20 protein-coding genes are annotated in these 22,530 nt (G+C 62.1%); 11 read left to right on the top strand and 9 right to left on the bottom strand.

What is annotated here, in order from left to right; translation table 11 throughout:
• Positions 1-40: 40 nt before the first annotated feature.
• The 3 genes from GHT07_RS05055 to GHT07_RS05045 form a co-directional block, all read right to left on the bottom strand.
• A complete protein-coding gene (locus tag GHT07_RS05055; RefSeq protein ID WP_153583977.1) occupies positions 41-589 on the bottom strand; it encodes a hemerythrin domain-containing protein in 549 nt (182 codons plus the stop codon).
• A gap of 79 nt (positions 590-668) precedes the next feature.
• On the bottom strand, positions 669-1,868 hold the full coding sequence (locus GHT07_RS05050; protein WP_153583976.1) for an MFS transporter: 1,200 nt from the start codon (positions 1,866-1,868) through the stop codon (positions 669-671).
• A gap of 89 nt (positions 1,869-1,957) precedes the next feature.
• A complete protein-coding gene (locus tag GHT07_RS05045) occupies positions 1,958-2,917 on the bottom strand; it encodes a M14 family metallopeptidase (protein WP_153583975.1) in 960 nt (319 codons plus the stop codon).
• A gap of 32 nt (positions 2,918-2,949) precedes the next feature.
• Between GHT07_RS05045 and GHT07_RS05040 the strand changes: the two genes are divergently transcribed.
• The 4 genes from GHT07_RS05040 (at position 2,950) to GHT07_RS05025 (ending at position 7,639) form a co-directional block, all read left to right on the top strand.
• A complete protein-coding gene (locus GHT07_RS05040; protein ID WP_153583974.1) occupies positions 2,950-3,813 on the top strand; it encodes an intradiol ring-cleavage dioxygenase in 864 nt (287 codons plus the stop codon).
• Positions 3,810-5,102 carry a flavin-containing monooxygenase gene (locus tag GHT07_RS05035; RefSeq protein ID WP_153583973.1) on the top strand — a complete coding sequence of 431 codons (1,293 nt, stop codon included), beginning with the start codon at positions 3,810-3,812 and terminating at the stop codon, positions 5,100-5,102. Before GHT07_RS05040 ends, GHT07_RS05035 begins: the two co-directional genes overlap by 4 nt.
• A gap of 81 nt (positions 5,103-5,183) precedes the next feature.
• Complete coding sequence (locus tag GHT07_RS05030; RefSeq protein ID WP_153583972.1) at positions 5,184-5,561, top strand: hypothetical protein; 378 nt, start codon at positions 5,184-5,186, stop codon at positions 5,559-5,561.
• Between the two features lie 77 nt (positions 5,562-5,638).
• Positions 5,639-7,639: a WD40 repeat domain-containing protein gene (locus GHT07_RS05025; RefSeq protein WP_153583971.1), complete on the top strand. Its 2,001-nt coding sequence runs from the start codon at positions 5,639-5,641 to the stop codon at positions 7,637-7,639.
• Positions 7,640-7,649: 10 nt separating this feature from the next.
• On the opposite strand, the gene nthB is transcribed toward GHT07_RS05025, so the two are convergent.
• Genes nthB through GHT07_RS05010 form a run of 3 tightly spaced genes read right to left on the bottom strand, consistent with a single transcriptional unit; the run spans position 7,650 to position 9,912 of the window.
• Positions 7,650-8,264, bottom strand: a complete 615-nt coding sequence (nthB, locus tag GHT07_RS05020; protein ID WP_153583970.1) for a nitrile hydratase subunit beta — start codon at positions 8,262-8,264, stop codon at positions 7,650-7,652.
• Positions 8,265-8,291: 27 nt separating this feature from the next.
• A complete protein-coding gene (locus tag GHT07_RS05015; RefSeq protein WP_153583969.1) occupies positions 8,292-8,900 on the bottom strand; it encodes a nitrile hydratase subunit alpha in 609 nt (202 codons plus the stop codon).
• A gap of 43 nt (positions 8,901-8,943) precedes the next feature.
• Positions 8,944-9,912: an alpha/beta fold hydrolase gene (locus GHT07_RS05010; RefSeq protein WP_153583968.1), complete on the bottom strand. Its 969-nt coding sequence runs from the start codon at positions 9,910-9,912 to the stop codon at positions 8,944-8,946.
• 152 nt (positions 9,913-10,064) lie between these two features.
• Here GHT07_RS05010 and GHT07_RS05005 point away from each other — a divergent pair, with 152 nt between their 5' ends.
• The 6 genes from GHT07_RS05005 to GHT07_RS04980 all read left to right on the top strand — a co-directional run bounded on the left by GHT07_RS05005 (position 10,065) and on the right by GHT07_RS04980 (position 19,148).
• Entirely contained in the window at positions 10,065-14,954 is a 4,890-nt protein-coding gene (locus GHT07_RS05005) for an RHS repeat-associated core domain-containing protein (protein WP_153583967.1), read from the top strand.
• Position 14,955: 1 nt separating this feature from the next.
• Positions 14,956-15,267, top strand: a complete 312-nt coding sequence (locus GHT07_RS05000; RefSeq protein ID WP_153583966.1) for a hypothetical protein — start codon at positions 14,956-14,958, stop codon at positions 15,265-15,267.
• A gap of 151 nt (positions 15,268-15,418) precedes the next feature.
• Complete coding sequence (locus tag GHT07_RS04995; protein WP_153583965.1) at positions 15,419-16,699, top strand: RHS repeat-associated core domain-containing protein; 1,281 nt, start codon at positions 15,419-15,421, stop codon at positions 16,697-16,699.
• 569 nt (positions 16,700-17,268) lie between these two features.
• A complete protein-coding gene (locus GHT07_RS04990; RefSeq protein WP_153583964.1) occupies positions 17,269-17,538 on the top strand; it encodes a hypothetical protein in 270 nt (89 codons plus the stop codon).
• A 184-nt stretch (positions 17,539-17,722) separates the two neighbouring features.
• Entirely contained in the window at positions 17,723-18,034 is a 312-nt protein-coding gene (locus tag GHT07_RS04985) for a hypothetical protein (protein WP_153583963.1), read from the top strand.
• 64 nt (positions 18,035-18,098) lie between these two features.
• Entirely contained in the window at positions 18,099-19,148 is a 1,050-nt protein-coding gene (locus GHT07_RS04980; RefSeq protein ID WP_153583962.1) for a serine hydrolase domain-containing protein, read from the top strand.
• A 14-nt stretch (positions 19,149-19,162) separates the two neighbouring features.
• On the opposite strand, the gene GHT07_RS04975 is transcribed toward GHT07_RS04980, so the two are convergent.
• Both GHT07_RS04975 and GHT07_RS04970 read right to left on the bottom strand, forming a co-directional pair.
• Positions 19,163-20,068, bottom strand: a complete 906-nt coding sequence (locus GHT07_RS04975) for a gluzincin family metallopeptidase (protein WP_153583961.1) — start codon at positions 20,066-20,068, stop codon at positions 19,163-19,165.
• Positions 20,069-20,228: 160 nt separating this feature from the next.
• Positions 20,229-20,945, bottom strand: coding sequence for a haloacid dehalogenase type II (locus GHT07_RS04970; protein ID WP_153583960.1), 717 nt, complete (start codon positions 20,943-20,945; stop codon positions 20,229-20,231).
• A 119-nt stretch (positions 20,946-21,064) separates the two neighbouring features.
• Between GHT07_RS04970 and GHT07_RS04965 the strand changes: the two genes are divergently transcribed.
• Entirely contained in the window at positions 21,065-21,712 is a 648-nt protein-coding gene (locus GHT07_RS04965) for a hypothetical protein (protein WP_153583959.1), read from the top strand.
• A 64-nt stretch (positions 21,713-21,776) separates the two neighbouring features.
• Here GHT07_RS04965 and GHT07_RS04960 read toward each other — a convergent pair whose 3' ends face one another.
• Positions 21,777-22,490, bottom strand: coding sequence for an NYN domain-containing protein (locus GHT07_RS04960; RefSeq protein ID WP_153583958.1), 714 nt, complete (start codon positions 22,488-22,490; stop codon positions 21,777-21,779).
• Between the last annotated feature and the right edge of the window lie 40 nt (positions 22,491-22,530).

Below are 22,530 nucleotides of genomic sequence, written 5' to 3'. Positions count from 1 at the left end.
CCCTGCTCACGCCCTGCCCTCACCCTTGCATCACTGCCCCTCAGGCCGCCTCCAGCGCAATGCGCCGGCGCAGCTCGTGGAACCGCGCTTTCGGGTTCTTGCCAAACACCGGGTCTTCACCGCCCGGCGCAGCTGCGGCTGCAGCAGTCCAGTCTTGCGGTGTGAGCGCCTTGGCCGCGAGCGGAAGAATGTCTTCTTCTTCTCGCATGATGTGATTGCCGTAGTACACAAGGTAGGTTGCCGCGGCCACTTCCACTTCACTGCGCGAGAGCACCGCATCCGACTGCAGCTCTTCCAGCATGCGTTGCAGCGCGATGCCTGCATGTGCAATCACGCGGTGTTCCTGCTGCAGCCTCGCGAGCGGCAGCCGCCTGTCAGGGTGCTTGAGCAGCACCTTGGCAAACACCGCATCTTCACGCGGGTGGTGGTACTGGTCGGCGTAGTCGCGCAGGTATTCGATGATGTCGAGCATCAGCGAATAGTTCGGTGTGTCGCCAGTCGCGAAAACATCCATCTCATGCTGCAGCAGCGCCAGCAGCCGGCCAAAGTACATGTGCTCTTCATGCCAGGCCTTGACGGGATCGAACATGACGGCTCCTTGAAGTGTTAACTGTCCCTCTTGAAGTAACCATCATGGTCACCAGCGCTGCGCCGGCGGTTGACTTGCGTCAATCAAGCGGTGCAAATCCACCGCTGCGGCGGTGGTGGCCAATTGCCGCAGCAAACACGCAGCCGAGCAGGCCCAGGCCGATAGCGCTCGCAGCAAACACCGGCCGGAAGCCAAAGCGGTCCACCACCAGCGAATCCACCGCCACGCCCGCGAACACACCCAGGAACAACGCCGACGCAAACAGGCACACCGCCGTGCCGCGCATCGCGGGCGCCATCTGCGTGGCGTTGGTCTGCAAGACGCCGTGCAGGCTGTAGAAGCCCATACCGGCCAGCGTGCAGGCGGGTATCACAAGCCACCAGTGATGCGCGAGCGCCAGCGCCATCCATGCAACTGCCAGTGCACCACCACCGAGCACAGCCAGCCGCGCCTCGCCGAAGCGGCGTACCAGCCATCGAGCGCTAGCGGCATACGCCAGCCCACCCACGCCGTACAACCCCACAATGCCGGCAGCCCCCGAGATACCCAGCTTGAACTCGCTCACCAGGTAAGCGGGCAGAAAGGCAATGGCGCCGAGTGCAAACGCGCCTTCGACCGAAACAATCATCAGGATGCGCCGCGCCCATGCAATGCGCAGGACATCAACGATGGGTTGCAGGTGCCGGCGCGAAGGGCCTGTCGCACGCAAGTCGCCTTTGAGCGCCGGGTCGAGCAGCACCAGCAAACCCGACACGCCAAACAGCACGATCAGCAACACAAACACCGCGCGCCAGCCAAACTGCTCGGTGAGCAAACCCGAGATCAGCTGCCCTGCGATCAGGCCCGCCAACGATGCTGAAAGGAACCGCGCGAGCACGGCCTGGCGGTTCTCGTAAGCGACCGTATCGCCCACCCACGCCAGCGTGAGCGCGATGATGCCCGCGCCTGCCGCGCCCGACAGCATGCGCGCGACGATGAGCACAAACAGGTTGGGTGCACTGGCCGCAAGTGTGTTGCCGACCACCGTCGCGAGCGCACCGCAAGCAATCACGCGCCGCTTGCCCCAGCGGTCGCCCGCCGGGCCGAAGAAGAACTGCAGGAAGCCATAGGCAATCGCGAAGGCAGAAACCGTCTGCGCCGCCTGCCCCGTCGTCACACCGAACTCGTGGGCCAGCACCGTGAGCATCGGGTCGCAGATGCGCATCATCGCGCTGCTGCTGAAGATAACGACATACAGCGCTGCCGTGCTCGCGCGGCGCATGGCAATGGACCTTGTCACGCTGGCAGCCTTTTCATTCAGCCAAGCATAGCGGCTTGAGGTACGGGTCACTACCAGCAGTGCCAGCGCCTGCGAGGGACGCAGGCCTGTCAGGCACTGCTGACCAGCCGGCCCAGCCGCACTGCCGTGAGGCCGGGCTTGATGTGGTGCGACGAGGCGGGCATGACCAGATAGGTGTTGTCATACGGCGTGCGCACTTGCTGGTCGCCATCGTGCGCGAGCAGCGTTCCGGCTTGCGGCACCACGGCCATGTTTGGCCACTCGCGTTCGAACTTGAAAGCGGGCGTGCGGATGGTGACGGCTTCGGTGACTTCAATCACGCTCTGCGGCTGCGCGGGTGGCAGCGCGTTGGTATCGAGCACAGCGGCAATGGTGCGCGTCACGGCGACTTCAGCGGCTTCGAACGCTTCTTCGCTGAAATGCTGGCCGCATTCGACCAGCATCGCGGCAGGCGCAGCAGCCGCATCGCCGAACGGCTGGCGATCGATCAGCCGCAGGCCGGCGGCGTGGCCTGCATCACGCACCAGCAGCGCAGGAAAACCCACCACGCGTGCAAAGGCCACGTTCTTGTCTGCAAGGCCGACCAGCCCGAGCGCGGGCGCGGGGCTCGTCATGGAATGCAGGTCGAGCAGCACGTCAGCGTCTTGCACCCAGGGCCAGATGGTGCGGGCGCGGCGCACTTCGTAGGTCGCCTCTGCGCCGGGAGCGCCATCGAGCCGGCCCCATACACGGTTCATGTCTTCATCGACGAATCGCCTGTCGCCCTTGGTGGCGTCGTCAAGACGCGCGTACGCCTCGAGGTTGCAGCACACGATGGTCAGCGTGCCACGCGCCAATGTGGGCGGTGACTGCACCACGCGCCACAGCGCATGCGCGCCACACACTTCATTGCCGTGGATCAATGCCGTCAACACCACATGCGGGCCGGGCGCAGCAGCGGTGAATCGCCACACGCCCGGCGTGCCGCAGTTGGAGCCGGCAATGCCGTCGGCCGGTGGCAGCGTGCGCGCGGCACCGCTTGCGAGTGTGATCGTGGATGATGTCGCCATCGGCAAAGGCTAGCAGGAAAAGGCGACCCATCATGCGCAATCTCAGCCAGGACTCCAGCCAGGACAGCATCACCCAGGCCGCGCTCGCCAGCTTCAGCGCCACGCCCGACGCGCGGCTCAGGCAGGTGATGACGAGTCTTGTGCAGCACCTGCACGCGTTTGCGCAGGACGTGAAGCTCACCGAGAAGGAATGGTTCGAGGGCATTGCCTTTCTCACGCGGTGCGGGCACATCACCGACGACAAGCGCCAGGAATTCATCCTGCTGTCGGATGTGCTGGGCCTGTCGATGCTCACCGTGGCCATGAACAACGACAAGCCGCCCGGATGCACAGAGGCCACCGTGTTCGGCCCCTTCCATGTGGAAGGCGCGCCGCACTACCCGCTGGGCGCAGACATTGCCAATGGCGCAAAGGGCACGCCGTGCCTCGTGCGCGGCACCGTAAGGAGTATCGATGGCCAGCCTGTGACCGGTGCCGTGCTGGACGTGTGGCAGTCAGACGACGACGGCTTGTATGACGTGCAGCGCGACCAGCTTGAACATGCGCAGGCACGCGGCGTGATCACGGCCGACAGCGAGGGGCGCTATCACTTCCGATCCATCGTTGCCGTGCCGTATTCCATCCCGCAGGACGGGCCAGTCGGCCAGATGCTTGCAGCCACCGGGCGGCACGCGTGGCGGCCGGCGCACCTGCACTTCAGGGTGAAGGCGCCGGGTTACGAAACACTCATCACGCATGTGTTTCGCAGCCAGAGCGATTACCTGGGCAGCGACGCCGTGTTTGGCGTGCGCGAGTCGCTGGTGTGCGACTGGATCGAGCAGGCCGACGGTACATTCATCATGGAATACGACTTCGTGCTGAACCCGCTGGCGCGAACCAACAAGGAGACGGCATGACGCAAGCAAGTGAGAGTCTCGATGTAGCCATCGTCGGCGCAGGCATCGGCGGCGTGATTTCGCTTTACTACGCGCAGCGAGCCGGCCTGCGCGCCCGCGTGTTCGAGGCACAGCCGGGTGTGGGCGGACTGTGGCGGCAGCTGCCCGCATGGCAGGACATCCAGATTGCGGCAGCAGACTGGACGCTGGGTGACATTCCTCTGGCCGGAACGTTCGCGCCCCACATCCGCGCCAACATCGAGGCCTGGGTCGACCGCTTTGACCTGGCGCGAGACATCTCGCTGAACACGCCAGTGCGCGCGTCGCCGCGTGAGGGCGGGTGGACGATCGCAACGGCGGGTGGTGAGGTCACAGCGAGCCACCTTGTGGCTGCAACGGGCGCGCACAACCGGCCGTTCATTCCGCCGGTGCAGCGCAATGCCAGCGCGGTGGCAGAGCTTCATTCATCCGCGCTGCAAGACCCACAGGCGCTCGCCGGCAAGTCGGTGCTGGTCGTCGGCGCTGGCGCTTCGGCGCTCGACCTGCTGGACCTCGCGGTGCAACACGGCGCCCGGGAGATTGCGTGGGCGCATCGCGGGCTGCGCTGGTTCACGCCCACACGCAAGCCCAAGGCGGTGGCCGGCAGCGTGCGCGACTTCTCGCGGTTGCAGGCATCGGGCATGACGCACGCACAGCAAAGCGCGTTTATCGAGGCTGACCTGCGCGGGCGCTACGCCAAGTTCGGGCTGCAAGCCATCGTGCCCGCATTCCCCTTCGACGTGCTGCACCAGCAGTTGATACCGGGGCGGCACCGCATGATCGAGCACTTCGCGGCGATCCGCCGCATCGCCGCAGAGGTCGAGCACATGCAGGCAGACACGGTGACGCTCACTGACGGCACGGCGTTGCGGCCCGACGTTGTGCTGTGGGGCACTGGCTATACCGCCGACCTGTCGTGGCTCGATGTGCCGGCGCTGGCAACGGTGCGCAGCGCGACGCAACTGCGCGAGCACTGCGGCGGCGGCTTTCGCAGCCTTGATGTACCGCGGCTGTACTTTCTTGCGGTGGGGCTGGATGGCCTGGGCTCAACCTCGTTCGCGTTTGCGCTGTCGTGCCGCTCGATCATGTCGCACATCCGCGGCACGGCGGACCTGGGGCTCGAACCGGTCAAGCACAACATCAATCACTTCGACCTGGCGACGTATCTGGCGCCGCGAGACCCTGCGAGCTTTCCGGCGGGCTGGCAGAAGGTTTATCGCGACATGCAGTTGACAACGCCTGATGACCAGCCGTATCCGATACCGCAGTGATGCGGCATGCTGCCTATGCGTATCGACCCTGATGGCAGCTGCTGCCCGCGTCGTTATGTTCACAACTTCAATGGAGCTAACATGATTGCAAAGACCCGCCTGACGATGCTTGCTGCCTGCGCGATCCTGAGCGTGGCCACGTCAGCCGTAGCGCAAGAACAGGCATGGACCGGCGAGCAGATCAAAGCTGCCTGGGTCGGCAAAAAAGTGTTCGGCCGCAGCGCGACCGGTGGCTTGATTGATTTCCACATGAGGGCCGACGGCACAGCCACCGTGGCAACAGGCAACCTCGTGGACAGCGGCACGTGGCGCGCCATCGAGGCAGGCTACTGCGCCACATGGAAGAAGATCCGCGCTGGTGAAGAGCGCTGCTTCAAAGTCGTCAATCGCAACGGCAAAGTACTCGTGCTCAATCCTGACGGCGCGATAGGAACTGAAATTCTCAACGTCGTGGACTGAGCCTCGCGACCCAGCTCATCGGATAATCTTCCCAGCGCGCCAGCCTTCATCGGCGCGTTGCTCTGGGAGGAGCCAATATGTTTTATCGTCTCGCGGCATGCGCCCTGCTGCTCGTGCCCCTGTCCGGCTGCGATGTTGTCAGCGCCGCCTTCACGTCCACCCCGCAAAAAGTCAACAACGCCGCTCCGGTGTCGGCAGAGACCGAGACGGCGTTCAACCGCCTTCTCGCCACGCTCGAGGGTGACAGTGCAGCGAAGAAATCTGTCGAGACGCAATTCGACCAGCTCCTGAAAGCGCGTGCTTTCTCGTGCAGCGCACTAGTGCAGATCGGCCGCTTCGATACGCCCAAGCAGGTCAAGGCCAAGCTCACCGACAAAGAATGTTTCGCCGCGCAGGAAGGCGTGATCCAGGAATGGATTGGCGCGCGCCGCCTGGCCTTGCTCATTCAAGCGCCGCCGCTCGCGCCGCTCGCCGCATTGCCGCCTCGCGCCCTGATTGCGACGCCCGAAGGCGCATCGCAACTGGTGCTGGCTGACGATGCCAACGTGCTCGTGTTCGGTGGCGGTGAGAAGTTCACTGCCGTGCAAGTGCCAGACGGCAAACGCATCGGTGAGATCAAGGTGGCAGGAAGCCAGCCACGGCCACTGTCACTGTCGCCTAACGGACGCATCGTGGCGATTGCCTTTGCGAACGGGTTGCGCTTTCACGATGTCGCCACAGGCGAGCCGCTGTGGACGGCAAGCAAATACGCATCGGTGTTGACATGGCTGCCCGAAGTCGATGGCGTTGTGTTGATGCAGTCGAACACCGGTGCGCCCTTCCTGCTCGATATCAGGCAAGGCAAGGTGGAGCCCTATGCCTCGATGACCACGCGCCCCACTTGGGCCGTGACCATGCCGCAGGGACAGCGCGTCGTCGGCGCCTACCAGACGGCAGCACTCATCGGCCACGCGCGCAACGCTGTGGGTGGCATCGCGGTAACCCCCATCAAGCAATGGTCGCTGGGCAATGTGTCTGTGCAGTCAGGCACACCGCTCGTCATGGGTGGCGGCAAGAAGCTGGTTTATGTGTCGGGCCAGAACGTGTCGTGGCTGGACACCGACTCGGGCCAGGTCACCAGTTTGCAGACCGCGATGCTGAATGTGCGAAGCATCGCCAAGACCTCTGAGAGCACGCTGATGTTCGACGGCAACTCGTATGGTGCAAGCGGCGAATCGCAGGATCACAGCGCCCTGCTCGACATCGACAAGCAGGAGCTATCAACTGCGCGTGACGTGAAGCAGGCCGATGGACTGCTCATGGCTTCGTCGCAGCGCACAGCCTTTATCAAGCGCGGCAACGGCGGCATCCTGCTCGGCACCACCGTCGAAGGCGACAACCCGCAGTCGCTGGAAGGACTCATCGCGCAGGCTGACCTCACCAAACAGCTGCGAAAGCTCGAAGACGCCAAGCGCGAGGAAGAATTTGCATTGGCGCGCGCCCGCATAGAGATGACTCGCCCCGGCGCATCGGCGGCAGCAACGGCCGACATGACACCCGCCGAGGCGGCAAGGGCACGGCATCTGTCCATGTCGCAAGCGCGAGGCGCGGCCGAGCAGGCGGCTGCGTTTGCGCAGCAGGCCGCCGAACGAGCGCGCGTCGTGCAGGCGGCAGGCCTTGCGCCCGGCGGCGCGGCGGCTGGGCCTATCCTTGCCGGAGTGCCTGCGAATGCAAAGGTGGCGTTCGTGGGCGTGTATGAAGCAGTCAATACACCGGGCGGTGGCCGGGCCGGCAACGTGCGCGTGAACATCGCACCCGGCAGCGAACCGCTGGTGCTGGTGCTGAGCAACTACGAGCCGGTGACATGGACGATCAACACCGGCGGGCGAAAGATTGCCGCCGTGCTGCTGTCGAGCTACAACCCAGCAACGGTGGTTGGCGCAGAGCCAGCGCAGGTGATGCGCATTGGCAGCAACCACGCGTACAAGCTCGACTCTGAAGATTACGCAAAAGTGCAGCGCGACGTGACGCGCTATGTAGGCAAACCGGTCTCGTCGTTCCAGGGTGGCTACCGGGGGCAGGAATTCACGGTGAGGTGAACGGTGCGTGCTATGCGCGTTCCAGATAGCTCTGGAACACGCCCACATGCACCAGCGCCGAGTCTGCGCCGTTGGGCCACAAATCTTCGGAGCGAAAACGCACGTCGTACGTCGGCTCGTCTTGTGCCTCGATGCCATGCGCGTGCGCATCCGGGAACGGATAGGCGGGCGACTCACCCACGACCACACCTGTCTTGCCGCGTATGTACCCCGGCAGGCGGATATGGCCCGGCACAAAATCAAGGCGCACACGCACGCGGTCGCCCACGTTGAACCGCTCGCGCTGCGGCGCATTGCCACGGCCAGGCGCGCTGGGCGATGCAAGCGGGAACGCGCCGCCCGCGCGCTGCTCCAGCTCTTCACGCGGGACAACGCCCTTTTCAACGCATAGCGTGGCCAGGCTGGTGAGCGTGCGCTCGTAGTAGCTCGCGCCCAGGTAATGGCGCGGCTCCATCCGCTCGATGGCGTGGCGGTATTCGTCCATGTTGAACACACCGCGCCGCACGGCGTGCGCATAGAGCGCATTCGCACGCACTTCCCACGTGGCGTGGAACACCGGCGCGTTGATGGTGTAGCGCACGCGGCCAAAGCCCTGCCGCCCGCCGAGATCGTGAACTCCGTCCATGGTGCTGGTCTTTCTACAAACGGGTGATTACAAACGGGAGACGCCAATCATGGCGTCGCGTGTGACGATGGAAGCCAGCTTGTCTTCAGGCCAGCCGATGGTGTGCGCAGGCTGCTCGGGCAAGACCATGTAGCGCGTGTCGGCAGTCGTGTCCCACACACGGATCTCAACGTCAGCGGGCAAGTCGAGCCCCATCTCCTTGAGCACCGTTCGCGACTCGCGCACGACGCGGGCGCGGTATTCCAGGTCTTTGTACCAGTCAGGCGGCAGGCCAATGATGGTGAAGGCCGTGCACGAGCACAGGGTGCAGCAGATCACGTTCTGCACCTTGGCGGTGTTCTCCAGCACGACGAGGTGGCGGTGGTGCTTGGGCATGGACAGGCCCAGCTCCATCACCGCGTCGCGGCCATTGGCAAGCAGCCGCGCTCGGAAAGCCGCATCAGTCCACGCCTTGGCCACCACGCGCGCGCCATTGCGCGGCAGCCATTCTTCCTGCGCCATGTGGCCGAGCTCATCGACGGCCTGCGACGCTTCGAAGCCACGCGCATCGAGCGCACCCTGTATCGCGTCCACACGCTGTTCAACGGTGGCGATGTGGCGAACGGTCGTATCAATCTGGGACTCAAGCTCGGACATGAACACTCCTGGCGCTGCTGCGTTGTCGATCGTACTGGCTTGCTCAGCTGCCGGCAGCGGGAGCAGAGAGAAACTTCACGACCTCTTGCACTGTGCGCTGTGCGTCTTCTTCATGCGGCACATGGCCGAGTTCGTCGAACATCACGAGCTTGCTGCCTGCGATGTCGCGCGCGAACCATTGCGCGGCCTCACGCGGAATGAGCTTGTCTTTGCCGCCCCAGAGGATCAGCGTTGGCATGCGAAGCTGCGCGAGCCGCCGCGTGTCCGCCGTGTAACCCTGTGCGAGCCGCAATGACAACGCACGGCGATTGCCCTCGCGCAGCGCCATGTCGTAATACACATCGACGAGTTGCGGCGTGACTTTGGATGGGTCGCCATACACATTGCGCACACTCGTCTCGACCACGCTGCGCGGCAGGCTGTTGCGCACCACGGGCTGCAGCCACGGAATGGCCGCGAGCTTGAAGCCCAGCGGAATGACCTGGCCGACCAGCAGCTCCATCGGGTAGCCGCTCGCGTCCACCAGGATGAGCCGCGCGACGCGATCGGGCATGGCCGCAGCAGTGGACCACGCAATCTGCCCGCCGAGCGAATTGCCCGCGAGCACGAAGCGCTGCACGTTGAGCTTGTCGGCCAGTGCGCGCACGAAGGAGACATAGGCCGCGGTGGAGTAATCGTCTTTCGGGTGCGGGCCGGTGAGCGCAAAGCCGGGCAGATCGACACGGATCACCCGGCGGTTGCCGCGCAAGGCACTTGCCCACCCTTCCCATGTGTGCAGGCTGGCCGACGTGCCGTGCAGCAGCACGATGGGCAGCGGATCGTCACGCGGGCCTTCATCACGCAGGTGCACCTGCATGCCCTGCAACTCGATGAACTGCGAAGGGGGTGTGGCCCACTTTGCGGCGAGTTCGGCGGCGGGCTTGTCGGGCGCCCAGCTTGCGGCGATGCCGGCGAGCACCAGAGCGACGAGTAACAGCAGAACAAAGAGGAAGCGGCGCACGAGCTTGGTCATGGGCTCGACTCTAGCGAAAACAAAAACGAGTCCACTGGCTGCGCTGAGAGATGAATCAGGTGGTGAGTTAGCGTGCGCCGCTTCGGGCTTGAAGCAGCTCTGCAAGAGCCGTTATAGTCCGCGCATCAAAAATAGTGTTCAGGGAGTGGACGGTGAAGAAAACCGTGAGCGTGGCTGTGGCCACCGCGTTGCGCTGCGTCATCGCGCTTGTGTTGTTTGTTGTGTCGGGCATTGCACACGCGCAGCAGCCCATGCAGTTTGGCGGGCCTGCGCCGGCACCTAGCTGCTATGTGCCTGCCGACCAGATCTGGGGCGGGCCGCAATGTTCACCGCCGCTGGTCGTTCAGGGCGCTTACGCCGCGATCCAGGAATCCTGCAAACGTTTCGCGCGCAGTCACTCGCTGCATCTGGGGGGTGCCCACACGTGGTCGTGCGTGGCCGGATCGGAAGTGACGTCGTGCGAATTCTCCAATCCCACCATTCGGCCCGACTTCGTGGGCGGGTTGGGTGCAGAGGTCCTGTTGGACTTCGTCGGGCTGGACGTAGAGCCCAGCGGCAACCCGCTTATACGCCAGCCATGGGGCACGACGATCTACGGCCCGGGCTGCGAGTGCGCGGGCGGCTCCCTCATCAAGGCCGACGCAACATGCGCATGCCCGGTGGGCCAGTCGTGGAACGAGCAGACGCAGCGCTGCGAAGTGGCGCCGTACCGCATTGAGCTGATTGGTGCGAGCAGCACCAAGGCGTTGATTGCGGGGCCGGTGCTTGCGCAGATCGCGAAGGTGACGAGCAACGGCGCACCGGTGAGCGGGCGCAGTGTCACGGTCACCATCACTGGCGGAGCGACTGCCACTGGCACCACCAACGGCGCAGGCGAATTCAACTTCACGTACGTCCCGCCGTACAAAGCGACAACCGACACATTGACGGGCACGTGCGACGGCTGCGCGAGCGCGGCCACCAAGCAGATCACCGTGCAGTCGTGCGACCTGTGCGGCGGTGTGGGCAACCCGATCCAACCCGCCACCGGCGAGAAGCTGCAAGACGAATCGGATTGGCTCGACAGCAGCGCACATCCCCTGTCGTTCGTCCGGCACTACCGTAGTCTGTACAACACCGATGCAGGCATGGGGCCGATGTGGAGCCACGACTACGCGGCCACCGCATTCAAGGGCGATGCAGACAGCCACATCCGCTTTGGCGATGGGCGCAAGGTGCTGTTCAAACGCGCAGCGACTGGTGGCTGGGTGGCAGACAACTACAAAGACACCCTTGCAGAAGATGCAGCGGGCCTGACATACACGCGGGCATCAGATGAATCGCGCTGGCGCTTTGATACGGCAGGCAAGCTCCTGTCGATCACGCAGCGCAATGGATGGGCGATGACGCTGGCGTACGCGGGTGATCGTCTTCAGTCGGTCACCAACGCGTTCGGTCGTCGGCTGCAGTTCGCCTATAACGCGCAGGGCAAGCTCCTGAGTGTCACTGCCCCGGACGGCCAGCAGATCACCTACGGTTACGACGGCATGGGCCGCATGGTCACGGCGACCTTCGCGGGCAACGTCACGCGCGGCTATCAGTACAACGACACGCGCTGGCCATGGGCGCTGACAGGCATCGTGGATGAATCGGGTGTGACCTACGCCAGCTTCACCTACGACGACGCAGGCCGCGCAGTGAGCACGCAGCATGCGGGCGCGGCGGGCAGCTTCAGCGTCACGTACTCGGGCGGCACGACAGCAGTCGGCACCTTGACCACGGCAGCGGTGGACCCGGACCTGTTCCAGTCCAGCGCCCAGGTGAGCGACCCGCTGGGCACGCCACGCACCTACACCTGGCTGGGTGGCGATGGCCAGATCCGGCTGGCCGGTACAAACGGCGCGTTCGACGGCAACCGCACGGCGAGCACCGGATTCGGGCCACTGCAATTGCCGCAGTCAGAGACCGACTTCGCCGGCGTGCAGACCACCTACACGTGGGACACGGCGCGAGTACTGAACCTCTCCACAACGCGCGCAGCAGGGCGCCCCGAAGCCCAGACGCGAACGACGCAGTGGCACCCCACGTTCCGCCTGCCCACGCTCATCACAGAAGCAGGCCGCACGACAGCGTACGAGTACGACGCGCAGGGCAACACCCTGAGCGAGACGGTGACCGACACGGCCAGTGGCGCATCGCGCAGAACATCGTGGAGCTACACGAGCAGCGGCCAAATTGCCACGATGACAGACGCCAACGGCGGTGTCTGGCGCTATGGCTATGACAGCGTGGGCAACCAGCGCTCAGTGAAGAACCCTGCAGGCCACGAGACCACGTACACCCATGACGGCGCAGGCCGCGTCCTGAGCCAGACCGAGCCCAGCGGCTTGGTAACGACCTACGTGTACGACGCACGCGGTCGCTTGATCAGCGTCATGCAAGGCGCTGAAACCACAAGCTACCAGTACAACGCGCTTGGCCTGCTGACCAGCGTGCAGCTGCCCAACGGCTATAGCCAGAGCTACCAGTACGACGCAGCGCAACGCCTTCGCACGATCGCCGACAACTTGGGCGCAACGATCCAGTACGAGTTGGACGCAGCGGGCAACCGCGTTAGCGAACGAGTGCTGGACGCCAACGGCAACCTCGCGCTGCAAACCGGCAAGCTCATCGACAGCTTCAACCGTGTTCGGGCCCTGACCGGTGCGCAGGGCCAAACCACGCAGCTGGCCTACAACGCCAACGGCAAGCCGGTATCGGTCACGGACCCCCTGCAGCAAACAACAGCCCAATCGCTCGACGGCCTGAGCCGCCCCGTTCGCACCACCATGCCCGACAGCGCGAGCGTGACCACAGACTGGAACGCACTGGACCAGCTCACGCGAGTCACCGACCCCAAGGGCGTGCAGACCGGCTACGAGCAGAACGCCTTGGGCGATGTGAAGCGCCAGACCAGCCCCGATGGCGGCAACGTCACCTACGAGCACGACGCCGCAGGCAACGTGATCGCAAGTACCGACGCAAAGGGCGTCAGAACGGTCATCACTCGCGACGCCTTGGGCCGCCCCACAGAAATCCGCCACGGCAATGAACCCGTCCAGCAGTTCGAGTGGGACAGCAACAAGACGGGGTATCTGGCCAGCATCAGCGACAAAACAGGCTCACTCGTCTTCGTACGCGATGCGCAGGGCCGCATCACCAGCAAGACATCGACTGTGCTGGACAACCCCACCACGCCCAGCAGCTACACGGTGAGCTATTCCTACGCAGCAGGCGAGTTGGCTGGCATCACCTACCCGAGCGGCCTTGCTGTGACATACCAGCGCACGGCAGGCCGCATCACAGGCGTGACCGTGCGCGAGCCCGGCACCGCCCGCAAACCCAAGCCCACGATCCCGTTCATCAGCAGCCTCACGCACAACGCGCTCGGCCAGCCGCAAAGTTGGACGTGGAGCACCGGCGACACCGCAGCGCGCACCTTCGACACCGACGGCCGCATGACCGGCACCGAGTTCTCAAGCTATGGCTACGACGCGGCAGGCCGCATCACCAGCATCACGCAAGAGCTGTGGGCACAACGCACCACAACGCTGGAGCTGTACCGCACGCCTTTGACCTGGACTGCCGGCTACGACAACCGCGACCGCCTGACCTCATTCACCCGAGCAGGCGCCAGCACCCACTACACCTACGACGCCAACTCCAACCGCCTCACGTCCATCGACAAGACCACCAGCGACACGGACATAGACGGCCAGTTCGACGAGCAGGATGCAGCACGCACCACAAGCCAGGTGTCGTTGATGGACGGCGACAGCAACCGCCTGCTGGGCTTCACGCAAACACTCACGACCATGAGCAACGGCAAGGTCAAGAGCGTAGTGACCGCGCCGGTGAACTACATCGTCAACGCGAATGGCTCGATGACCAGCGACGGCCTGAGGGAGTTCGACTACGACGCAGCGAACCGCCTCGCCAAAGTGACAGTCAGCAAAGACGGAGAAGCCGCGCGAGTGGTCTATCTGACCAACGCCATGGGCCAGCGCGTGTTCAAGAGCGTCCCGCAAGCCGAACAAACGCTGCCGAATGAAACGACGCTGGACGCAGGCTTCATCGCGTGGCTCAAGAAGTCGTTCGGCTGGCTGTTCAGCGCCAGCACCACGACAACAGGTGCAGGCCTTGGCACGGCATACGTTTACGGCGATGGCGCCATCCCCGCATGGGCGATGCTGGGCGAGTATGACAACGGAAGCGCAGTGGGCAAAGGACGCACGGAATACATCTGGCTGCCGACGCAAGACGGCCAGGCATTGCCAGTGGGTATGTACCGCAACGGCAAGTTCTACGCAGTGCACGCGGACCACCTCGGCACGCCAAGGCTGATCACGGATGAAGCCAACAAGCCAGTGTGGCAATGGCCGTATTCAGCCTTCGGCAACAACATGCCGACGGGCGTGCTGCAAGCGACACCAAACCCGAAGCAGGCGATCACGAATCAACCAGTGTTGCTCAAGGCGAGCAAGCCCATCGAGATGAACCTGCGGTTCCCGGGGCAGTACTTCGATGCGGAGACGGGGCTGTTCTACAACTGGCAGCGCTACTACAACGACAAGGGTGGGCGGTACATTCAGAGTGACCGGATCGGGCTGGATGGTGGGATGAACACGTATTCCTACGCACTGAACCAGCCGAATCGATTCATAGATCCAAAGGGCGAAAGTGCTGGTGTGGCCATTGTCGGTGCGAGCGTACTGGCCATCGGTGGTTTGATCTACATGTCTGGACCAGTCGGCCAGAAAGCGATCAAAGATCTGGGCAATGCAATCAACGAGCTGTGCAAATCCAAAGACGATGGTGATGAATGTGAAATCATTCTCGACAAGGGGCAGCTGAAGGCGGCCGGTATTCGCGGGCGCGAGCATGAAGTCAAAGCAGACGAGCTTGGAACAAATCGAGGTCTTTCCAAGTTTGATCTTTGCGGATGTAAAGATGGGCGGGTTGTCCTGAAGGCTCACGGGTGCAAAGGACCTATCATTTCTGTAACTGACTACAAGTGGAAATAGCATGATCAGACTCACCGTGAGTGTTATCGGTGTCGAGCCGACTACGGGAGCAGAAGTGGTCTTGGCCAAGATGGAATCTCGGAAGTACGATCCTGATCACGCGGAGCGCCAGGTCGGCAGTGCCTTGGAGGCGGCTCTTAAAGCAGCCAAGACCGAGACTCATGCTGCTCTACGTGCATGGAAGCCGGAAGTCGCAATATCTCTCATTGTTGAGGAGGAGCTCGTACGCCCCGCTTTGCATCTGGGTGATAAGACACTGGCCCTCTTGTCGTTGGCTGGAGCGTCGGTTGACTTTGATCCATACGTAGATTGACGGCGACTACCCAGTGTAGATTTGCGCCCACTACACCTACGACGCCAACTCCAACCGCCTCACGTCCATCGACAAGACCACCAGCGACACGGACATAGACGGCCAGTTCGACGAGCAGGACGCGGCCAGCACCACAAGCCAGGTGTCGTTGATGGACGGCGACAGCAACCGCCTGCTCGGCTTCACGCAAACACTCACGACCATGAGCAACGGCAAGGTCAAGAGCGTGGTGACCGCGCCGGTGAACTACATCGTCAACGCGAACGGATCAATGACGAGCGATGGCCTGCGCGAGTTCGACTACGACGCGGCCAACCGACTCGCCAAAGTGACAGTCAGCAAAGACGGCGAAGCCGCACGAGTGGTCTATCTGACCAACGCAATGGGCCAGCGCGTGTTCAAGAGCGTCACGCAAGCCGAACAAACGCTGCCGAATGAAACGACGCTGGACGCGGGCTTCATCGCCTGGCTCAAGAAGTCGTTCGGCTGGCTGTTCACGACACCGACACCAACCGGTGCAGGCCTAGGCACGGCATACGTTTACGGCGACGGCGCCATCCCCGCATGGGCAATGCTGGGCGAGTACGACAACGGAAGCGCAGTGGGCAAGGGGCGCACGGAATACATCTGGCTGCCGACGCAAGACGGCCAGGCGATGCCAGTGGGCATGTACCGCAATGGCAAGTTCTACGCAGTGCACGCGGATCACCTCGACACGCCGCGCTTGATCACGGATGAGGCGAACAAGCCAGTGTGGCAATGGCCCTATTCAGCCTTCGGCAACAACACGCCGACGGGCGTGCTGCAAGCGACGCCGAACCCGAAGCAGGCGATTACGAACCAGCCGGTCTTGCTCAAGGCAAGCAAGCCCATCGAGATGAACCTGCGGTTCCCAGGGCAGTACTACGACGCGGAGACGGGGCTGTTCTACAACTGGCACCGTCACTACTGTGCCCGTTGCGGAAGGTACATTCAGAGTGACCTGATCGGGCTGGATGATGGAACAAACCGGTTCGCCTATGTCTCTGGACGGCCGTTGAGCAATGTCGATACAAACGGTCTGCAAGCAGCGAGTGCCGCCGCCGCGGCAGCTGGAGCAACGGGTGCGTTAGGCGGAATGAGTGGAGCTGGCAAAGATCAAAGTCGCCTGCCGGCGGATTGGGCAGTGCCAAGCCCCTATCTACCGACCTGGAACTGGAATGGGATAACTTGGCCGGATTGGATGGAGTCGCGTTCTTCTGAAAAAGACCGTGCAACTGATGTACCAAGCTGGTCCCGCCAATACGCACGAAAATCAGGCGAGACCTGCGATCAATATGCAAAGCGAATTCTTGAAGAGCACTACGGCTGCGACGATCCACGGGCGAAGGCAAGAGGTCCAGGGTCAGAGTTCAGCAAGATCAAGAAACACTGCGAACGGGGTGGAAAGTGAGCAATGAACTGCACTACGTGGTCTGTATCCGCACAGCCAGACGAGAACTCTACTTACTCTGGTTGGATGGCAGAGGCCGTGGAGACAAATATGCGATCTCAGCAAATTCTCGATCGTTACTCGCATGTCGCACAAGAGCCCAACTCGAACGGCGCGCAGCGGAGCTGAGAATCAATGTAAGCAGCGAGAAGACACACCTAGTAGATATTTCTCAAACAAAGTCCGTGCTGAGTCAGTTAAGGCCAAGCAGGTCGCTTGGCAAAAGGGCGGCTCAAGTGCTCCTAGAGACTTGGAACGCTTTGGAGGACCTTTGCCGGTCGACTGGAAAAAAAATTCAGTGGGGCGGCGCTTCAAAGGCGACTGTTCAGCGCATCTACAACAAGTTGTTCTATGCAAACAACCTTCCTTCAGTGACGCCAGCAGGCAAAAGATTTGCTCCGGTGCTTGATCGCCATGAGCTCATGGTATTGAGAGCAGGACTCAGAGATTCGTTGAGCCAAGTTGCTCAATTTGAGGAGTAAGCGGGGCCTATTGTGAAGTTGCGCCCATCTAACAATGCCCTACTTCACGTGTTCCTCGATCAGCTCTCACCCTTCCTGGCTGATCCTGGTGCACGTGGACGCCTCTTCGCTGATCTTTCTGACATCAATGACATGTGCGCTTGGTTCTGCAATGCGGTTTCAGCCCTTGATCGACCAATGAGCCAAGAGGATATGGAGCAGTTTCTTCTTGATATTGACATCAAACTGAATCAGCACCTTATGCATCACTTGAAGTCGCTGAAGCGAGAAATGCCGAAATTGCTGGAGGCGATTGCAACTTCCGAGGGTGGGAAGTGACCGGCCAAATTCTCCGACCCGACCAAGAGAAAGATTGGGGTTCGCAATCCAAGCATCCTACAAATCGCATTTGACGGGCCTTGGAGTTCCAATAGAAGAATTGGGAAGAATTGGGGTCAGAGTCCGATTTCACTGGCGCTCCGCCAGCGACTGGATGGGGCACGGCAGACAAGGTGGGCTTCTGATGAAAATGCGCGCAATGTGGGTTGCGGTTTGGGGTTTGCTGATCCTCGCGACGGCAAACGTGACGTCAAACCTCTTAGAGTTGTTCGATCTGCAGGACTCGATGACGAAGGGCTCGGCTCCAGCAGACATACTGGGATACGGCATCGCGCCAATCTGGATAGCTACGGGGTTTCTGCTTGCCATTCTGCTGTTTCTTGGCCGAAATCACGTCCATCGGAACCAGGTTGCAGTCGTGCTAGCTGGATTCCTCGCGCTGCTTATCGCGGACTGGGCTACGTATTTGAAGCTGCTGGGATCTATGGGCCTTTAGCACATTCAGGGTGAATTGGTGTCAGAGTCCGATTTGCCTGTAGCCAAGTAGAAAGGATCGCCGGATGAACCACCGCATCTGGATCGTCGTCGCCAGCCTGTGCTTCTTCTCGTCGCTCGCCCAGGCGGCGGGCGAGACATTTCCCAAGGAGCATTGGGAGACATTCGCGACACCGGAAGAGGCCGGCTTTTCAAGCGATGGCTTGCGTGCTGCACGCGAGTACGCCGCGCGCATCGACACGGTTGCGGCCATGCTGGTGGTCAAGGGCCGCGTCGTCACGCAGTGGGGGCGCAATGAAGAGCGCTTTAACGTGCATTCGATCCGCAAGAGCATCATCAGCGCGCTCTACGGCATTGCGGTGGAACAGGGATCGGTGTCGCTCGACTCGACACTCGCGCAATTGCAGATCGACGACAACGAGCCTTCGCTGACCGAAGCAGAAAAGCTCGCGACCGTGCGCCACCTGCTCACCGCGCGCTCGGGCGTGTACCACCCTGCGCTGTATGAAACACCCGGCATGGCAGCGATGCGGCCGCTGCGCGCAAGCCATGCGCCGGGCACCTTCTGGTACTACAACAACTGGGACTTCAACGCGCTCGGCACGATCTACGAGCGAGCGACGGCCACCGGCATTTTTGAGGCGTTCCAGTCGAAGATTGCGGGGCCGTTGCAGATGGAAGACTGGCGCCGGCAAGACGGCGACTACTTCCGTGGCCGCGCGTCGATCCATGCCGCGTACCCCTTGCGCATGAGCGCGCGCGACCTGGCGCGGTTCGGCCTGCTGTACCTGCACAAAGGCAAGTGGGGCGACAGGCAAATCGTGCCGGCAGAGTGGGTCAAGCAAAGCCTCACCAGCTATTCGGACGTGGGCTTTGCGGGTGGCTACGGATACCTGTGGTGGATTGCCGTGAATGGCAGGCACCTGCCCTTTGTGAACCTGCCCGAAGGCTCGTTCTCAGCGCAAGGCGCAGGCGGGCACTACGTGCTTGTGATCCCGGCGATGGACCTGGTGTTTGTGCATCGGGTGAATACGGATATTCGGGGGAATGATGTGAATGCGCGGCAGTTTGGGGAGTTGGTGCGGTTGGTGTTGGGGGCGCGGCGGGGGCGTTGATGGGGCGGTACGCGCTAGAACTGCCCCTTCTCCGCGCCTGCGGCCCACAAGGCCGGTTGCGGTTTCCAGTCGCCCGGCCCCAGTACGACCTTGACGAGCTCCTCGAGGCTTTCACCCAGGATCGCGATCGCCGCATCCTCTCCCCCATCGTGCAACGACGCCTTCGCGCAAAACTGCGCAAGCAGCTCAAAGTCTTTGTCCAGCAGTTGGACGAGCAACTTCGCCAGCTCATAGCTGAGCGGTTGCCCATCGTCGGGACGCAGGAACGACTTGCCGCTCCAGAACTCCTGGATGGTGGACGCATTCCAGAACCTGTCAAAGAGGTACTGCAGTTCGTTGGCGCGATAGCGGGGTCGCGCAGCAACAAAGCGATGCTCGGTGTTCACGGCCAGGCCTTCGTTGAGCCAGGCAGGAATTGGCAGGTGGCGCACCAGGCAATGCGTCAACTCGTGGACGACCACCGGCTCCATGGACTCGAAAGGGGCTTGGGAAAAAACGAAATGCCCATAGCCCGCATCGATAAACATCCCGCCGCTGTATGCCTCAGGCTCTGACGATTCGCCGCCGTAGTTGGCGATGTATTGGTAATAGTGCTCCTCGTCCCCAAACACCATCACCACCGTCTTGCCGTGCCCTTGGTCCGCCGCAATGCCCGGCAGGGTGGCCAGCACACGGCGCCTGGAGCGCTCGAGGTAGTCCAGCAGAACACCCGTGGGGCGTGGCTGCAGGGCGGACAGGAGCATGAAGTTGGCAGACTCCGCCCGGATGTGGCCTACAGGAAGCGCTGCAATCGTCGCATCCAGCCACGCTGCCGCCAGCCCATTGGCGTGCGCATGCAACTGCTCATCCGCCCCGGCCTCGGGCCACGGCTGCTTACTCCAGTCCGGAATAGGCAAGCTGGCATCGGCGCGCCACAGCACGTGTTGAGCAGATATAGCCTTGCTCAACGCGACGGCATCAGTCGAAGCCCGACTGGTTCTCTTCCCTCGTAGCCACTGCAGCATCGTCAATCTTTCATGGTGAATTCTGGTAGCAAGGCCGCTTCCGACCCGGAGCAGACATCCACCCACAGGTTGTGATTCAGGCCCCGAGCACGTCCGCCAGCGCTACCAAGCTTTCGCAATGGAGGTCGTTTCCGGGCTGCGGCGATACGTCTTTCGGATCGCTCGTGCCGAATTCGAACTGCCGCTCAACATACGCGGTGCGCAGGCCACATGCACGCGCACCGGCGAGATCTTCATGATGCGCTGCCACGAGCATCACCTGACCGGGTGCCAAGTCAAAAACTCGCGCAACGCCGAGATAAGTCGCCGGATCGGGCTTGTAGGCGCGAAACACCTCCGCTGAAAGAATGCAATCCCACGGCAGGCCTGCGCTCTTGGCCATATTGGTGAGCAGCCCGATGTTGCCGTTGGACAGCGTGCATATCGTGTAACGGCGCTTGAGTCGCGTGAGCCCCTCGACACTGTCCATCCACGGGTGAAGACGATGCCACACGTGGTTGATGTGCGCGCGCTCGGCCTCGGCCAACCCGGCGAGGCCGAACCGGGGAAGGATGTCGTCCAGGATCATCCGGTGCAAGTCGTCGATGCGTGTCCAGCCAAGCTCGCCACTCATGACGCGCGCCATTGCTGGCTTGTAGCCCTCGCGCCATGCTCGCGCGAATGCGCCCCCGTCGACCTCGGGATGCAATTGCGCCATCTCTTGCACGATACTGCCGTGCCAGTCGACGACGGTGCCAAAGATGTCGAACGCCAGCACGCGAACGCTACTGGCCAGATCTGTGGGAACGCTCATGAGAAGCAGTCTACGCTCCGGCTTGGTCCCCCGGCATGGTGTCTGGCGGTCTGCTCATTCCCCTCACGCTGGCAGCTCTTGGCCGAAGGCAACCGTCGCGTACTGCTCTACGATTCGCTATGACTACCTCACCGTCGGTTCGCGCGTTTCTTCGTCCTAGCAAGGATCGGCCTGTCCTTGACGCAACCGCGTCGACGGCGGAAGTGCTCGCCGATGTCGCAATGAGCGGAGATTTGATCGCGTCTATTCCCGTTGTAGGGACGGCCATCAAGGCGCTGCGTGCACGCGACTCGTTCAGAGACGCGCTATTCGCCGCGAAGCTAATAGCCTTCATTCAAGCTCTAGAGGAGGTGCCGCTGCATCAAAGAGACGAGATGAAGCGCAGGTTCGAAACCGATGAAACAGCAAAGGCGGCAGGAACTACTTTGCTGCTCGTACTCGAGCGGCTCACAGACTTGGACAAGCCCGCGCTACTCGGTTTTCTTCTCGCACGATTCGCCGCCTCAGACATTGATGCTGCGACGCTTCGACGGTTGGCTTCAGCTGTGGACTTGGCTTTCGCCGACGACCTGAGGGACTTCCTGACTCACCCTCTCTGGACGACACACTTTCCCACGCAACCAGAAGCCGAGTATCTGTCTCGGCTTGTTGCGGCAGGGCTCACGCAACTAAGTGTCGGCGTGACTTGGGAAAGTGACGGAAACATCGTCCATTCGCCGACCAAGCTCGGACAGGTGCTGCATCGGCTGGTCTGTGGCGACCGGTAGTCATGAACTAAGCCATTCAAATGCATGCCCGCTTCCGACCCAAACCAAACATCCTGTCAACCCGTCACTTCAAGCGAACCTCGACGTGAATGAATCCGGTCTGATCTGCCTTTTCGGCTACCTCAACGTAGGCCTGTGACCGAACGAGCTCATTGAGTTTTTTGAACCCGTAGTTCCGCGGGTCGAAAGAGCTGTGGGTCTTATTAAGCAGACCGCCTACAGTGGCCAAGCGCGACCACCCGCTTTCTCGAGCCGTTTCGCGGATTGCGTGCGAGAGCAATTCTTTCAGGTCTGGAACGTCGGGCAGTTGCTGGACAGTCGATGCGGCTCCTGCAGGCTTTTTCAGGACTTCGAAAAAGATGAACTTGTCGCACGCGGCGATAAAGGGCTCAGGCGTCTTTCGTTCGCCAAGACCATAGACAGTCTTGCCGGCCTCTCGCAGGCGGGTCGCAAGGCGAGTGAAGTCGCTGTCACTCGACACGAGGCAGAACCCATCTACTTTGCCGCCGTACAGCAAGTCCATCGCGTCGATGATGAACGCCGAATCTGTTGAATTCTTTCCCTGGGTGTAGGCAAATTGCTGGATCGGCTGAATGGCATGGAGGTGAAGGTGTGCCTTCCACCCCACCAGGTTCTGTGTCGTCCAGTCGCCAAAGGCGCGTTTGACCGTGGCGACGCCGTACTTCGCCACCTCTTCCAGCAACTCTTTGACAACAGAGGCAGACGCGTTGTCTGCATCAATAAGGACCGCCAGTCGCGGTGTATCTGAATTTGCCAAGATTGGGCCTCAGTTGGTCATCGTGCAGGCATTTTGCGCG

Source organism: Caenimonas koreensis DSM 17982 (assembly GCF_009646335.1).
GTDB lineage: Bacteria > Pseudomonadota > Gammaproteobacteria > Burkholderiales > Burkholderiaceae_C > Ramlibacter > Ramlibacter koreensis.
This window is presented reverse-complemented; position numbering and strand designations above follow the sequence as displayed.

Coding starts and splice junctions, on each gene's coding strand:
- GHT07_RS04980 (WP_153583962.1), top strand. CDS start 18,099: ATGAACCACCGCATCTGGATCGTCGTCGCCAGCCTGTGCTTCTTCTCG.
- GHT07_RS05055 (WP_153583977.1), bottom strand. CDS start 589: ATGTTCGATCCCGTCAAGGCCTGGCATGAAGAGCACATGTACTTTGGC.
- GHT07_RS05025 (WP_153583971.1), top strand. CDS start 5,639: ATGTTTTATCGTCTCGCGGCATGCGCCCTGCTGCTCGTGCCCCTGTCC.
- GHT07_RS04985 (WP_153583963.1), top strand. CDS start 17,723: ATGAAAATGCGCGCAATGTGGGTTGCGGTTTGGGGTTTGCTGATCCTC.
- GHT07_RS05010 (WP_153583968.1), bottom strand. CDS start 9,912: ATGACCAAGCTCGTGCGCCGCTTCCTCTTTGTTCTGCTGTTACTCGTC.
- GHT07_RS04970 (WP_153583960.1), bottom strand. CDS start 20,945: ATGAGCGTTCCCACAGATCTGGCCAGTAGCGTTCGCGTGCTGGCGTTC.
- GHT07_RS05030 (WP_153583972.1), top strand. CDS start 5,184: ATGATTGCAAAGACCCGCCTGACGATGCTTGCTGCCTGCGCGATCCTG.
- GHT07_RS05035 (WP_153583973.1), top strand. CDS start 3,810: ATGACGCAAGCAAGTGAGAGTCTCGATGTAGCCATCGTCGGCGCAGGC.
- GHT07_RS05045 (WP_153583975.1), bottom strand. CDS start 2,917: ATGGCGACATCATCCACGATCACACTCGCAAGCGGTGCCGCGCGCACG.
- GHT07_RS05040 (WP_153583974.1), top strand. CDS start 2,950: ATGCGCAATCTCAGCCAGGACTCCAGCCAGGACAGCATCACCCAGGCC.
- GHT07_RS05015 (WP_153583969.1), bottom strand. CDS start 8,900: ATGTCCGAGCTTGAGTCCCAGATTGATACGACCGTTCGCCACATCGCC.
- GHT07_RS05000 (WP_153583966.1), top strand. CDS start 14,956: ATGATCAGACTCACCGTGAGTGTTATCGGTGTCGAGCCGACTACGGGA.
- nthB (WP_153583970.1), bottom strand. CDS start 8,264: ATGGACGGAGTTCACGATCTCGGCGGGCGGCAGGGCTTTGGCCGCGTG.
- GHT07_RS04965 (WP_153583959.1), top strand. CDS start 21,065: ATGACTACCTCACCGTCGGTTCGCGCGTTTCTTCGTCCTAGCAAGGAT.
- GHT07_RS04995 (WP_153583965.1), top strand. CDS start 15,419: ATGGACGGCGACAGCAACCGCCTGCTCGGCTTCACGCAAACACTCACG.